The sequence below is a fragment of the Glutamicibacter arilaitensis Re117 genome (assembly GCF_000197735.1).
In the GTDB taxonomy this organism is placed as follows: Bacteria; Actinomycetota; Actinomycetes; order Actinomycetales; family Micrococcaceae; genus Glutamicibacter; species Glutamicibacter arilaitensis.
In genome coordinates this window covers 3,248,350-3,262,580 of sequence record NC_014550.1, presented here as the reverse complement: position 1 = coordinate 3,262,580, position 14,231 = coordinate 3,248,350, and the positions used below count along the sequence as shown (strand labels likewise).

14 protein-coding genes are annotated in these 14,231 nt (G+C 58.3%); 3 read left to right on the top strand and 11 right to left on the bottom strand.

The features are described from left to right. Nucleotides 1–77: 77 nt before the first annotated feature. Nucleotides 78–1,202: a YkvI family membrane protein gene (locus AARI_RS15540; RefSeq protein ID WP_013350225.1), complete on the top strand. Its 1,125-nt coding sequence runs from the start codon at nt 78–80 to the stop codon at nt 1,200–1,202. A 42-nt stretch (nt 1,203–1,244) separates the two neighbouring features. On the opposite strand, the gene AARI_RS15535 is transcribed toward AARI_RS15540, so the two are convergent. Continuing rightward, complete coding sequence (locus tag AARI_RS15535) at nt 1,245–3,140, bottom strand: metallophosphoesterase family protein (protein ID WP_013350224.1); 1,896 nt, start codon at nt 3,138–3,140, stop codon at nt 1,245–1,247. Between the two features lie 236 nt (nt 3,141–3,376). Here AARI_RS15535 and AARI_RS15530 point away from each other — a divergent pair, with 236 nt between their 5' ends. Then, nucleotides 3,377–4,573: a pyridoxal phosphate-dependent aminotransferase gene (locus AARI_RS15530; protein ID WP_013350223.1), complete on the top strand. Its 1,197-nt coding sequence runs from the start codon at nt 3,377–3,379 to the stop codon at nt 4,571–4,573. Nucleotides 4,574–4,638: 65 nt separating this feature from the next. Here the strand turns inward: AARI_RS15530 and AARI_RS15525 are convergent, their stop codons facing one another. The 9 genes from AARI_RS15525 to AARI_RS18740 all read right to left on the bottom strand — a co-directional run bounded on the left by AARI_RS15525 (nt 4,639) and on the right by AARI_RS18740 (nt 12,916). Then, nucleotides 4,639–5,946 carry an ISL3 family transposase gene (locus AARI_RS15525; RefSeq protein WP_013350222.1) on the bottom strand — a complete coding sequence of 436 codons (1,308 nt, stop codon included), beginning with the start codon at nt 5,944–5,946 and terminating at the stop codon, nt 4,639–4,641. 418 nt (nt 5,947–6,364) lie between these two features. Beyond that, nucleotides 6,365–6,877: a hypothetical protein gene (locus tag AARI_RS19750; RefSeq protein ID WP_013350221.1), complete on the bottom strand. Its 513-nt coding sequence runs from the start codon at nt 6,875–6,877 to the stop codon at nt 6,365–6,367. 322 nt (nt 6,878–7,199) lie between these two features. Continuing rightward, on the bottom strand, nt 7,200–7,760 hold the full coding sequence (locus AARI_RS15520; RefSeq protein ID WP_013350220.1) for a signal peptidase I: 561 nt from the start codon (nt 7,758–7,760) through the stop codon (nt 7,200–7,202). Next, nucleotides 7,760–8,347, bottom strand: coding sequence for a SipW-dependent-type signal peptide-containing protein (locus AARI_RS19375; protein ID WP_081461177.1), 588 nt, complete (start codon nt 8,345–8,347; stop codon nt 7,760–7,762). The genes AARI_RS15520 and AARI_RS19375 overlap by 1 nt, the downstream gene beginning before the upstream one ends. After that, the gene (locus AARI_RS15515) at nt 8,340–8,951 is read right to left on the bottom strand and encodes an LPXTG cell wall anchor domain-containing protein (RefSeq protein WP_157867170.1); all 612 of its coding nucleotides are present in this window, start codon (nt 8,949–8,951) and stop codon (nt 8,340–8,342) included. The genes AARI_RS19375 and AARI_RS15515 overlap by 8 nt, the downstream gene beginning before the upstream one ends. Before the next feature lie 17 nt (nt 8,952–8,968). Further along, nucleotides 8,969–9,502, bottom strand: a complete 534-nt coding sequence (locus AARI_RS15510) for a signal peptidase I (RefSeq protein WP_157867169.1) — start codon at nt 9,500–9,502, stop codon at nt 8,969–8,971. Between the two features lie 38 nt (nt 9,503–9,540). After that, nucleotides 9,541–10,089 carry an alternate-type signal peptide domain-containing protein gene (locus AARI_RS18745; protein WP_013350216.1) on the bottom strand — a complete coding sequence of 183 codons (549 nt, stop codon included), beginning with the start codon at nt 10,087–10,089 and terminating at the stop codon, nt 9,541–9,543. A 393-nt stretch (nt 10,090–10,482) separates the two neighbouring features. Continuing rightward, complete coding sequence (locus tag AARI_RS15500; RefSeq protein WP_013348203.1) at nt 10,483–11,679, bottom strand: IS110-like element ISAar2 family transposase; 1,197 nt, start codon at nt 11,677–11,679, stop codon at nt 10,483–10,485. Nucleotides 11,680–12,058: 379 nt separating this feature from the next. Next, nucleotides 12,059–12,916, bottom strand: coding sequence for a helix-turn-helix transcriptional regulator (locus AARI_RS18740; protein ID WP_013350215.1), 858 nt, complete (start codon nt 12,914–12,916; stop codon nt 12,059–12,061). Here AARI_RS18740 and AARI_RS15490 point away from each other — a divergent pair. Further along, nucleotides 12,909–13,388, top strand: coding sequence for a DUF2695 domain-containing protein (locus AARI_RS15490; protein ID WP_157867168.1), 480 nt, complete (start codon nt 12,909–12,911; stop codon nt 13,386–13,388). The two genes, AARI_RS18740 and AARI_RS15490, sit on opposite strands and share 8 nt — an antisense overlap. Before the next feature lie 3 nt (nt 13,389–13,391). Here AARI_RS15490 and AARI_RS15485 read toward each other — a convergent pair whose 3' ends face one another. Then, nucleotides 13,392–14,066: a DedA family protein gene (locus AARI_RS15485; protein ID WP_407637045.1), complete on the bottom strand. Its 675-nt coding sequence runs from the start codon at nt 14,064–14,066 to the stop codon at nt 13,392–13,394. Between the last annotated feature and the right edge of the window lie 165 nt (nt 14,067–14,231).

The window sequence follows — 14,231 nt, the reverse complement described above, 5'->3', positions numbered from 1 at the left end:
ATCTTTAATCACATATTGATATATCACACGGAGTGTTGGTCGTGTGCGGGAGCAGAACCCATTCAACAGGAGACCTCATGTCAAGTAATTCCACAACCCGTGCGCATCTGGACACGGTAGAAAAGGGAGGCTCCCTGCGGGTGCTAACTTACGCCGGCGCCATTATTGCCTTCCTCATTGGTTCAGGCTTCGCCACCGGACAGGAAATCCTGCAGTACTTCACCGCCTACGGCTACTGGGGCGTCTTCGGTACAGGTCTGCTCGTCCTGCTGCTCATGAGCTACGTCGCCGTTGAGTTCTTCATAGTCGGGCAGGCAAAGAAATTTGAACGTCCATCACGGATTTTCCACTACTACTGTGGCAAATATGTGGGAACCTTCTTCGACTACTTCTCTGTGTTGTTCGTCTTCCTGAGCTTCACCGTGATGGTTGCTGGAGCTGGGGCCGTATTCGAGGAGCACTACGGACTGTCGAAGTACTTCGGCGGAATCGGTCTGGCCTTGGCCGTGGGCATCAGCGTCTGGTTCGGACTGAAGAGCCTTGTGGATGTCATCGGCAAGATTGGTCCGCTGATTGTGATTGTCGCCATTGCCTTGGGGCTGTTGGGCATCATGCGCAACCCGGCGGGAATCGCTGAAGGGCAGGCACTGCTGCCGTCCTTGGATCTGACCCAAGCCTCGACTAACTGGTTCATGGCTGGTCTGTCGTACGTCGGGTTCTGCATGCTGTGGTTGGCCGCGTTCCTCACCGCGCTGGGCAAGACTGCACGCAACCGCAAGGAAGCAGTCGCCGGCGGCATCGTCGGTTCCGTGCTTTTCTCGCTGGCCTGCATCGTCGTCGGGTTAGGGCTGCTTGCCAACATCACGAAGGTCGGTGGCACCGAAATTCCGATGCTGGTGCTGGCCAATGACATTAGCCCGGTTATGGCCGCTGGAATCTCGGTAATGGTCCTTGCCGGAATTTACACCACCGCGGTGCCGCTGCTGTGGACCGTGTCTTCGCGCTTCTTCGCTGATAAGACCCCACGGTTCAAATACCTGACCATCGCCTTGGCCGTCATTGGCACCATCATTGGTCTGGTCTTGCCGTTCTCACAGATGGTAAATATCGTCTACGTCATCAACGGCTATGTAGGCATCTTGTTGCTGGTGCTGATGATGGTCAAAACTATCAGGCGCGTCGTGCGCCGTCAGCCGGTCTAAGCTGCACCGGCAATTGCCGAGTGTTGGCTACGCTCCGGGCTGCTACTGCGCCAGTGGAACGCCATCGGCGTCCACCGAGAAAGTAACCACGTCGTCGTAGACGCGACGCTCGGTCTTCTCAAGCTGGTACTCGGAGTCCAGCTGCGGGAAAATGTGCACCGGGGTCAGCGTCAGTTCCGCGCCCTTCGCGGTGTTGGCCACGTCGATCTGCAGATGCCCGTAGTGCAAGCCGCCAGAGACCAGCTGCGGAACCCCGTTCTCATCTTCGGCCCAGGTCTCGGGCTGGTCTGCCGGTGCGGACCACTCTGAATGCGAATTGAAGCGCAGCGGCTCATACTCGCCCTCAGCATTCTTCACGAGCTTCTCACCGCGCAGCCCGTCTGCGGCCACACCCACGTCATAGGAGTGGAAGCCACGGCCGTCACCATCCTCATCCACCCAGGAACGTTCGAACATTTCGTCGTGGCCGGAAATCACCGCGGCGACGCCGTGCTTCTCGAACATCGGGGTGTAGGCACGCATCGCGGTGCCGGACTGGTTGTCCGGATGCTCGTGGTTCGGCGGGGTGCCGTGCACGCCGTTGGAGTAGGCCGAGTGGTGGAACTGGACCAGCACGATCTGGCCGGCGGCGCGGGCCTCGGCCAGCTGCTGCTCGGCCCAATCCCACTGCGCCGAGGCGGCATCCATGTTCGGCAGGTCCACGTCCTCTTCAGCGGAGCCCGGGAACAGGTCCTTGAAGCCCTGGACGTAGGACTCGAAGGTGAACTCGCCCTGGGTGTCGGTGGAGAGGTTTTCGGCAGTCATATTCGTGTCATCGCCGGAGAAGACCTCGCCGGACAGGGTGCCGGTCTTGGTGTCTTCATCCGGGCGGCCATTGGTTGAGTCCAAGGTCAGTACGGTGACCGGCCAGTGGTCCACCCGGTAGTAGGAACCCTTGTATTCGGGGTGCGCCGGCTCCTGCGGCAGCGAGAAGTAGTCCAGGAAGCGGTTGGGCGAGATGACCGCCGGGGTACGGTCGGCATCCCAGCCGTAGCCGCCGTTCAGCGCCGCATAGGTTTCCCAGTTGCCCACCGCAGGCAGCAACGGCACGTTGGAGGCCAGGTCCGAGTGCTCGCCGGCCACGTGGCCGAAGAATTCATCCCAGGCCGGCTGGTAGCCCGAGCCCTGAGTCAGGTCCCCGGCCATCATGACCAGATCAGGATCTGCGGCTTGGATGTGCTTGAGGTTCTCGTTGAAGGCGGTGGACTGATCCAGCGGGTAGCGTAGCGTCGGCTGCCCGTAGCGGGTGGTCATGCCGAACTTCTGCTCCCAGAGGGAACCGGTGCCTGGGCGCTGCAGGGAATCCGCGGCGTATCCGTTGACCGGGGAGAGCTCCCACTCGCGGTGTTCGGTGCGGCCACTGGGTTCGGTCTCGGAATCAGAGAACGCAACGATGCGCACGTTCTTCCAAGATTTACCCTCGGGAGCTGTTTTGAATGCCGCGCGGTGCGTTTCCCCGGATTGCGAAACGGTGTAGCTGTAGGTCTTGCCTGGCAACAGGTCTTGGAAAGTGACCGAGTGCTTGTAATTGGAGCTCGATTTCAGCCAAGAACCCTGCTCAAGACCTTCGATCTGCTGATCAAGTTCGGCTTGCGTGTATCCCATGAGGTCAAGGTACATCGGCTCGCTGCTCAGCGTTCCGGATTTTCCCACGCCGGGGCCGGTGATGGTGGCGGTACCCGGCTCGTCGGTTTCGCTGATCCAGTTGATGGTCATGGAATCAGATGCGGGGGCCTGCAAGTAGGGCAGAACACGGAAACCGGGTTCAGGATCCTTTGCCACGGACGCTGGTGACACGGATGCTGCTTTGCCTGGCCGCGCAACGGCGCTGGCTGTCGGGGCAAGAACCAGCGGGATCAATACGGCCGCGGCCAGGGCAGCCGAAACAGGCTTCTTCAATTTTGTCTCCTGTGCGAGGTATCGCCGGTAAAGACGGGGTACTTCGAGGATGGTTGGTGCCGATGCCCAGAAAGTGCACGCAAGGGAAACGGAGAGTGAACCGAGCCGGTGAGCCTGCTCACCGGCTGCCTGCCAATGTAATACCGAGCATGAACAGATAGCCTTGAACCAGATAGCTGAGAAGACCAAGGCAAGGATGCGTCGGTTTTCCACGCCAGTAAAACGAAGGACTGATAGTGCAAGCCTCCCAGCGTTCCCAAGTTGCTCCCTTTGAAGTGATGCAAATTGTTGATCAGGTCGCCACCATGCGAGCTGCCGGCTACGACGTGATCTCGTTGTGCGTGGGCGAACCTGGCGGTGGTGCACCAGCGGCGGTGAATGAACTGGCTGCCACGCTCCATGCCCAGCACGCGGATTTCGGCTACACCTCGACCGCAGGTCTGCTCGAAACCCGCCAGGCTTTGGCCAAGCACTACCTCGGTACCTATGGCGTGCAGGTTCCGGCAGAGAACTTCGTGATGACCACGGGATCTTCCGGAGCATTCCAGTTATCGTTCCTAGCCGCCTTCGACGCCGGGGACGTAGTGGCCTTGGCCCGCCCGGGCTATCCTGCCTACGCCAATATTCTTCGCGCCCTGGGGCTGGAAGTTGTGGACCTGCCCACCGGTGCAGCACAGCGTTTCCAACCCACGGTGCAGTTGCTTGAAGAAGCCAAGAAGGAACATGGGCGCCTTGACGGACTGGTAGTAGCGTCGCCGAACAATCCCACCGGAACCATGTTCAGCGCCCAGGAGCTCTCTGAGCTGGCCGCGTGGTGCGAAGCTAATGAGGTGCGGCTGATCAGCGACGAGATCTATCACGGCATTGAATTCGTCGAGGACCGCAAGGCGCACACCTCGTGGGAGTTCTCCCGTTCATCCATCGTGGTCTCTTCCTTCTCCAAATATTGGGGGATGACTGGGTGGCGATTGGGTTGGATGATCGTTCCAGATGACCTGATGCCAACGGTTGACGCGCTGGCCTCGAACCTTGCCTTGTGCGCCCCGGCTCCAGCCCAGCGCGCGGTGGTAGCTGCCTTTGAGCCGTCGAGCCTTGCCGAGGCGGAGCAACGGGTCGCTGAGCTCGCGAAGACCCGTGACCTGGTGCTGGCCAACTATGGAAAACTGGGCATCGAGCAAGCAGCGCCGGCCGACGGCGCGTTCTACCTCTACGGGCGGCTCAGCGAGCGTGTGCTCGACCGCTTCGGCACCGCCGGGGAGTACTGCCGCCAGGTGCTGGAATGTGCCCAGGTGGCCCTGACCCCGGGCGGCGACTTCGACCCGTTCGAAGGGCACCTGTTCATCCGGCTGTCATTCGCCGCAGGATACGAGCAGGTGGCCGAGTCGCTGGAACGCGTGGCGGCATTCTTGCGCCAGGCGCTTCCGACGGATTAGTCCTTCGTAGAGCACGAAAACAGCAGCCAACCGCTGATCGCGGTTGGCTGCTGTTTTCGTGCTCTTCAGGATTGAGAGTGTAACCAAGGCCTAAACCCGCCAGTCTCCAGCAACGACCGTGCGATATAGTGCGCCAGATTCTTGAACCCCAACGCGATACCTCGCAGATGCTCCAACCTGCCATTCAAAGCCTCGGTAGGACCATTCGAACTACCAATATGATCAAAGTACGCGAGAATGTCCGTCTTCCTCCTGCGCAGGGTGCCGCCGAGCTTTTTCAGCTCCGGCAACCCTTTCGGTACCTTCGTGCCAACTTCGTTGATCAGTTGCTCCAAGGCCCACCGTCCGACCTCGGGCTTCGGTTGCCGGTAGGCATCCACCATCTTTTGATACACGCTCCAGACCAGTTGAACCGGCTCATACTCCGGCTCCTTGAACAGGTCTTCAAGCTTGGCTTTCTGCTTGTCAGTGGCTAAGGACAGCCCCGTGGTCAAGGTCCGACGGCACTTATACAGCGGGTCATCCTTGCGTCCTCGCCGGCCATGCTGTTCGCGCTGGACCCGCTGCCGGGATTGATCCAGGGCCTCGGAACCCAATTTGACGACATGGAACGGATCCAAGACCTCCACCGCGTGGGGAAGCTCTTCGGCAGCTGCGGTTTTGAAGCCGGTGAACCCGTCCATCGCGACCACGTCAATGCCCTGCTTCCACTGGTCGTCTTGTCCGGCCAGCCAGGTCTTGAATACGGCTTTGGACCTTCCTGGAACCATATCCAGCAGGCGTGCGGTGCCGGTGCCATCGCGCACGGCGGTGAGATCCACGATGACGGTGACGTATTTGTCGCCGGTGCGGGTATGTCTCCATACGTGTTCGTCTACGCCTAAGACCTTGACGCCGGAAAACCGTGCAGGGTCATCGATCAGCAGGCGTTGGCCTTCAGCCAGCACTGCGTCGTTGGCGGTATTCCAAGTGACGCCGAGGCCTTCGGCGATCCGTGAGACGGAGAGGTGTTGGCAGACCAAACCGTTCAAGGCCCAGGCCAGGCCGGTCCTGCTGATTTTCTGGCGTTCCGGTGCAGCTCTGGACAGATCTTCGCGCCACACCCGTTGGCAGTGGCCGCAGCGGTAGCGTCGGTGTTTGATGACCAGGACGGTCGGACGCCAACCGAAGGGTTGGTGGGCAAGTCTGCGGGTGACGGTATCCCTCGGTGTTCCTTCGCCCCCGCAGGTGCGGCACCAGGGGTTCGGGGTGGTGACGTGGCAGAGGATCTCGGCTTTCGCTGCGCCCAGGTACTGCCCAATTGCGGTGAGTCCTAAGCCATCAAGTCCGGTGAATGTGGTGAGGTCTGGTTCGGTGAAGGTAGAATTGAGCAACGTCGAGGTCTTTCAAGAATGTTTGTGTGGTAACTTCCATTCTTCTGGAAGACCTCGACTTTTTCGCGTTTTGGCGACATGCCCGGGATCCCGGGTGTTGGTTTTAGGTGGCTACACTCTCAATCCTGAAGAGCCCATAAACGACCGTTTTTGGAGAGTAGCGAAGTGACTCCGATGAAGAACCGAGCTATCTCGGACGAACTGGACACTCACGAACTATGCTAATCAAGACGTATATCTAGGAATCCAAGACGAAGAGGGGCATTTGTACGAGTATGCATAGTTCGCTACCTTCGAAGGCCCTGCCGCAGATCCGAACGTCGCCCTGAGGCGTTGAAGAATGGGAGCGAAAGGGGCAGGGAGCTAAGGTCCGGCCCCCTTAGTCATCGTATTCTGCTCCAGCGGAGGATTTGTGGTCTTATTGGCAACTGTATTTTTTGCCCCAGTGCACATATTGAATCGTTAGGGAAGAAGTCGGCTTGCCGGAACTGGACCATTCCACGGCGCCTGGTGGCGCGGTCGAAGTGTCGATGACAGCGAATATTTTTACGTTCAGAATGGTGCCATTAGGGTGTGGATGACCGAGGCCACGTTTTGCATAGGTGTGGGTCGTATCTTTCGTATACACGACCCCTTGGGTATTAGGTCTGGCGGGGATATTGTCAAGGGTGACTTTGTAGCGCATCCCCGCGGGTAGCCCTCCCGATGGTGGATTCCAAGTGATAACGGCATCGCTTCCCACTGTTTGGCATTTAGGTTCAGTGACTTCCGGAAGGGTGATCGTGCCCATTCCTGCCGAGGCTTGGGCTGTATCGGTCCAAGCGGCGTCTGTCTGAACCGGAGCGGGACTGAACGCCAGAAGCATGACCCCAACAGCAAGTAGAAGCACCTTGATACGGGTAGCAACAGTGAGTGTCTCTAATGTTTTCACCGCGTTTGCCCATTTCTATAGACGGTCTTCCGGAGCATTTCGATGTTGCGCTGGGGCGGAGCTATCTCAGAAGGGCCGTAGCCCGTGGCACAACAGGAGTTCTGGGCGAGGGGCAGAGCGGTCAGAAATTTCCCATCGACACAGAAAACACGACCACCGAACCTTGGTTCTGATTCCAAGAAGTCTCGACGTCCTGAACGGATCATCGGTAAGGACTCAACGAAGGAACCTCGAATCTCCGAGGTAGTTACTGACGGGATAGACGGAACGAGCGATTCAGGCATTTCGGAGTGGTGCGGATAAATTTTAGAAAGCGCTAACATCACAGATCTTCCCTCGTGGCGGCTTCCTCTGAAGGAGTTCTTGGACGGCGCAGGAATACAATAACTACGAGTCCAACGACCACTCCTCCAACGAACGTCCCAGCCGAGCCAGATAGCCACGACACCGCGTATCCGGCTTTTGGTACCGTGAAGAAGACCCGGTCAGCGGAATCCACCACATAAGATTCCGCATCATCAACGTTATTGGCATCCCCCCGAAGGGTCAGTGCGAAGTCAGGACCTTCAACCTCAATCCGAGTGATGCGATGGGTGACACGGCTCTCGTCGGCGGTTTCGACGCTGACGACATCACCGACCGCGAGTTCCGAGGCAGGGACGGGTTTGGAGAAGGCAAGAGCGCCGGTTTCGATGGTTGGGGACATTGATCCCGAACGAAACACGAGCGGCTTGATGTTCCACACGAGCGAGGCCACGGTCAGAAGAATGCATAGGGCGCCCAGGATCGCACCTGTGGTGAGTAGGACTTCACGGCATATATGTATCAACCTGGACCTGAGCGCGTTCTTCAAGGTCAGTGCGATGTTTTTGGAGATTAGCATTACTTAGCAGTGAATGTCAGAGTGATGACGCTTGATTTGCCTTGCAGTGCGGCCGCCGCGTTAGTTGGTAAGGTAGCTCGAAAGCAGAGGTTTTGTGTTGCTGCGACGGCGAGTTGCTGGGGAGGTAAAGCAAAATCAGCTGCCGTGTTACCAGTGCTAACCGGTTCTCCCGTACATGATCCAGAGCTGCTATTACTATAAGCCTTGAGTGTCAACGCGGATCCCAATTGATCAGCGCCGGCTCCTGAGTTGGTAGCCGAAGCGGTAGCAGTAAACCCGAAAGGCATACTTCCGCTGTTCGTGACTTTCAAGACGGCGTCTGTAGTGCTTCCTGGACGCATATTACTCATGGCGAAGTCTGTGGTGAATTGGGGTGGATTGTTATCCACCGGCGGGGTGCCGATTTTCAAGTCGAGAGTGCCGGTGGTAAAAGTTCCCCCTTGAACCGTCGCGGAATCAGACCAGGCTGCCATGGTACTGACAGCTCCGACTCCCAGAATGATGCCAAGGGATAAAAGTGCGCGGATTTTCCCGGAGCTAGAAGTTCTGCGCGCCAGAGCTGCGCGCTGTGTCGTATTTTTAGTCATGAGGATTCTCTTCCGAATTTTTACGCCAAATGATCAGAGGCAATCCGACGCTGATGAGTATCGCTGCTAGGATCGCGAACCAGATCGAGTCCTGTATGCCGGTCTCCGGTAACCAACCCCCTGGACGGTCATTATCTGAATCGGGCGGAGTCGTATCTGCTAAGGTCACTCGAAAATGTAATTTCGCGGATCGCAGTTGCGAGATGTTTCCTGAGGCTGCCGCGAAGGAAACATTCACTTGAACCGGTGTCACCACACCGGGCGCTAATTTCGGTGAGCTCACTATTTCGTGAGTTCCGGGCCGCGAGATTGTATTCCATTCATTCTCTGTACCGATCGCGCTGATGTGAAGGTCACCGGTGTCCATGAGAGAACCAGTATCGGCACTGATAACCTCGACGGTGAGCGAAGCAGGCCCATCATGTCGATTGCGGATATAGAAGGTCCCAGACATTTCATCTCCAGGAACCCAAAGCATCTGAGAATGAACAAGTGGCTCCGTTACAGTGCGGCCCCAATTCATGCCATCACTGCTGACTCCAAATCCATCAGTGGCTCGAGCTGGAGCCATAGTGCCCGTCATGAAGATGAGCATCAACAGCATGATCGTAGAGTAGCGCCTCATGAGGAAGCCCCGTTTGTTCTACAGGTCTTGCCTTCTTTCCGCTTTACACCGGCTGCACTGATAAACATGTAAGCCGAGTAACCCAGCAGTATCGATACAACAATAGCCAGCGCGATGTCGCGCTCCTTGCCCGTGATGATCGTGTTGGCGTATCCCAGATACGGCACTGAGTACCATAGCTTTCCCTTGATCTGCACGTGGGCGACTGGTTTAGCGTCGGCGACACTATTGGCGTCACCTTGGGTGGTGAAGAGAACCTGCCCTTCTAAGTTGGTACTGCGATGGATCACTCGGTGGGTGACCACCGTCGGCTTTCCCGATTCCAACTGGTAGGTGATGATATCGCCTTCGTGGATGTCCGACTCTGGCACCGGACGAACCACAACTAGCGAACCTGGCGGGTGATGCGGTTGCATGGAGCCAGTGAGAACCGCATACGGCGTGGCATCAGCAAGCCGTGGAATGAGCACAGAAACCACAAGAGCTGCGGTGAAGCTGAGGATGGTGACCCAAGAAATGATTCGGATCACCCCTCTTCCGGCGGTTCTCACACGGTGCATAGCTCAGATCAGGATTCTGTCTGCACCAGCGTGACTGCGATGTCGTTCAAAGAAGCGGTGACGTTCTGGGTGTCGTTCGCGTTGACGGCGGCTTCGTCGCCGAATGGGAACGTTACGGTAACGGTCGCGGTTAGCGTCTGGCCATCATTGGCGTCGGTGATCGGAGTGTCCTCTGTTACAGGACTTCCAGCGAGGTTATAGGTAGCGGCGACGCTGGCTTCGAAAGTGTCAGTACCCTCGGCCGTGATCAATGCCGAGTCAGGGGTGTTAAGAGTTGCGGTGAGGTTGTCACCAGTTGCGGAAACCGTGAAGGTGCATTCCTTAGTGATCGCATCTCCCGGGACCAGCAAGCTTACTGGATCGCCAGCGCCAGAATTCCCCGGGGCGTAGAGCCAGTTCTCGGAACAAGCGGCATCACTAAGGGCCAGGTTGCCGGTATTCACTGTTCCACCACTGATGGTGGAGCTATCGCTCCAGTAAGCAATAGTTCCGGCTCCTCCGAGAAGCAGAAACCCTGCTGCTGCCGCGGCTAATGCCCCTTTAGTTGTTTTTTTCATTATGCCCCCGGCCTAGAACCCTCAACTGGCTAAGCCGGCCGAGGGCAAGTGTTATGATCAGCTTTTCATAATACCTTGAATTAAGCTCAATTTGAAGTGCTCTTGATCTCAAGAGAGCTTTCCTCAGCGCAGAGTTCTCCTTCACTGCCTTGAATCATCATGGGATTAGTTCATGTGGAAGTAGAGAATCGATAACTTGGTCCTCGTGCCCATGCGGGCAGGAGGCTTAGGCATGCAACCCGGGTTAAAAACAAGAGCTTGCACTCACCGTGAGGTCGCAAATTTTCAATTCAAGTGAGACGAGTGGGTGCTAAGCGGCCTACATTTTTCACCTTCTTCCAGCTTTACCGATTGGTTGATCCACGCGGTCGGGGGGTGCCCCTATGTAAAAAGTCAAGCTATTTTCAGCTCTGGCACGTCATAGAGTGACCCGTCACGGATCATGGCGAACAGGACTGTGAGCCGTCGGTGGGCCAGTGCGATAAGTGCTTGGTTATGGCGTTTGCCTTGAGCACGTTTCCGGTCGTAGTAGGCCCGGCTGGTCGGGTCGAACCTGATCGAGGCAAACGCCGAGAGGAAGAGCGCTCGCTTCAGCCGTTTGTTGCCTGAATGGCTGACGCGCTCGGACTTGATCGAGGTGCCAGACTGGCGCGTGTTTGGCGCAAGCCCAGCGTAAGAGGACAGTGATGCGGCACTGGCGAAGGTCTTGCCGGAGGTCTCGGCGATGATGATCGCGGCGGTCCTGACGGCGACCCCGGGCATGGATGTCAGGACCGGGTAAAGAGGGTGGGCCTCCACCATTGCCTCCAAATGCGTGGCCACGTCCACACGCTGAGCATGCAACGAGATCATCTGGCGGGCCAGATGCGGGAGGACCAGGCCGGCTGCGTCGGTGCCGACCACGACCACTGTTTGCTCATCCAGTGCATCCATGATGGCTCCGGCCCAAGCAGTGTGACGGCGGGCTCCCTGCTTTTTCAGCTTCGCATCGATCCGCGCTTTGCCCGCGTGCTTCAGTTGCGCTGGGGTGGGCCAGGTGGCGAGGACCTCCAAAACAGCATCATGCTCCAGCCAAGGTCCGATCACTCGTTCCAGGGGTGGGTGGATCTGGGTGAATAGCCCGCGGATCCGGTTGCTGGTCTGAGTGATCTGACGGGCCAGGTCCAGGTCGAAACCGGTGAGCATGCCTAAGGTGGCTTCGTCCTCGTCAGAGACCTGGATGCTACGCAAGGTATGCGGCATGGTACGGGCCGCATCCGCGATGATAAAGGCATCTTTTTCGTCTGTTTTCGCCGTCCCAGGATACATATCTGCGATGCGCCGCATCGAGAGCCCAGGCAGGTATGCCACCGGAATGCCGAGGTGCTGAGCGACCGCAACGGCCAGGGCGCCGATGGTGGCTGGCTGATCCACGACCACCAAGACATGTCCTAGAGCTAAAAGCTTCTGATACACGGCGGTGAGTTTGGCTTCGTCGTTGGGTAGGGTTTTGTTCCAGATTTTGGTGCCGTCTTGGGTGACAGCGCAGGCCCAGTGGTCGGTTTTCCCGACGTCCAGGCCGAGGAAAATCTCGATGTCTGTGGTGATCATGACTAGTGCTCCTTTGAACTAGTTTTTGTTCAAGGTCGACCAACCGTCGGTAGCAAAGTCTTACATCCACGTTATGACAGGCGTCCATTTTGGCGCCGCGCCCCTAATTAGCAATCACCTCGCTGCCATCCCAATCTCGGTGGCAACACCCCCCGGACTATTGGATAAGCAGGGGCAAGACACCATGCCGAGATTGGTCGGCCGACAGCTCCTATATTCCTCGGAGTTAAGGAGCTGTCAACAACATAACGGGCGCTCCTTGGGCACGGAAATTAGGCGGCATGTTCGGGCATGGGTGCCCTATTCCCAGCCTGCCATGAGTCGCCGCCTGGGAAGTGCCAGAACGCTGTCGTAAAACCGACACGTCGGGTTGTACCGGTCAGGGCTGCCCCGTCTGGTCCACCAGCAGGTGCCGCGCGCTGATGGCACCGAGCTGGAACCGGCTGGCAGCGCCGAAGCTGCGTTGCAGGGATTGGACCTTGCGTTGCACCGTTCGCACGCTCACCCCCAGGACCCGGGCCACCGCTTCGTCTTTCTGCCCGGCGGCCAGCAGCCGCAGGATCTGGATCTCGTCGTCGTCCAGCAGCCGCCCGGACTCGAACTGCCGGTTGCCCACCTGCAATGCGGTGTCCCAGATGGTCGAGAATACGCCATTGATGAAATCGGCCAGTTCGCTGGATTTGAACTGCATCGCCAGTGGCTGCCCCGCTGCCGGCTCCGCCGGCTGGATGATGAATTCCTCGCGGTCCCTGATGAGCAGCCGAGCGGAAATGTTGGTGGAGACACGGGCCAGCTCGCCCTGCCGCACGGAATTGAGCATGCCGCGGGTGAGGTCGTCGCGGCTGAATACCAGAGGATCATAGACGACGCGGAAACGCACCCCTCGCTGCAGCGCGGCCGGTTGCGCCGCGGATTGCGGCTGGGACTGCTCGGGCCGTTCACCGCGGTCGAATGCATCGATGGAGTGCACGGCACGGTCGATCATGGAATCGAAGGATTGCAGCAGATCCGCGCGGGTATGGATCAACCGCACTGGCAGGTCCGCTGATGTTGCCGCTTGTGGGGTCCCGGCAAGGTTGCCATCCCGCAGGCCTTCGGCCAGTGCGGCAAGCTGTTGCGAAATGGTGGTGAGCGTCTCGGCGTCCATGGCGCGGCCCTTCCCGGCGTGATCTTGGCCAACGTGGTCAGTTGAATCATCGCACATGTTGCCCCCGGTGCTGGCGGGGACGTTGTCCACACTCCGCCTCTGCGGCCGGGAGCACAGCCGTCAAACGGTCGAAGATCGAAGCAATCGGGTAGGCGGGCAGGCACCCGCTGAGACCGAAGAACCACGAAATGACGAGGAGTCCACCATGGAAACGATGCTGCAACCGGCAGACCACGAATGCCTACCCTGCTACCTCTACCGGTGCACCAAGACCGAGGAATGCGACGGGAGCCTGCGCCTGCTGGCGTTCTACCGGGACCACAATGCCCCGCGAGCCACCGCGCTGGAGAGGAAGGTCCGCCTGTTGGGCGGATACTGCGACTGCGAAGTGCTGGCCAACGCCATCCGACCGATCACGCGCGAGGCGAATCAGGCCCTGGAGGATGACGTGGATCTTGTCTGCAAAGGAGTACGCCGCGGCACAACCCAACCTTGTGAACATTGGTTGATGCGCCGCGGCGTGCAGTGGGGCGGCGGACAATTCCGCCGCCGCAGTGCCTGAGTTCTAGTCTTCGATGGTATTTTTCTTCGGCTTGCGAGCTTTGAGCAGCTCGATGCCGATTGGGACGACCGAGATCAAAACGATCAAGATAAAGATCAAGTCGATGTTCTCCTCGATCCAGGAGAACTGGCCCAGCCAGTAGCCGAGCAGGGTCACGCCAATGCCCCACAGGGCGGCACCAATCAGGTTGAACATCACGAAGGTCTTGTGGTTCATCTTGGCAACGCCGGCAATGACTGGGACGAAGGTGCGAACAACTGGAACGAAGCGTGCCAGGATCACTGCGCGGCCACCGAACTTCTCGAAGAAATCGTGGGCGCGTTCCACATTGGCCTGCGAGAAGAAGCGGGAGTCGGGCTTCTTGAAGATCGCCGGGCCGGTCTTCTTGCCGATCATGTAGCCGGTCTGGTCACCCGCGAAGGCGCAGATGAAGATCGCCAGGCAGAACAGCCACAGCGGAATGTGGATGGTGCCGGTGGCGATGAGCATGCCCACGGTGAACAGCATTGAATCGCCGGGCAGGAAGAATCCAACCAGCAGACCGGTCTCGGCGAAGACGATGCCGCAGACCAGCAGCAGAACCCAAGGGCCGAGCGCAGGGTCGTTCAGGAAGACCGCCGGGTTCAACCAGTCGGGCAGGAACGCCGCGCCCATGGTCGGGGTCGCATAATCGGTCACAAGGGAAAGAAACAAAGAATGATCTAGCACAGCAAAAATCCTACGGGAATACGCTGTGAGTTTCCCAGATTGCTATCCGTAGAGTCTGGTAGGGGATAACCCGATCACAAGGACAGAAATTTCCAATTTGTTCGTTGACCCGGATGGATCATGGCTTTTCGCAGC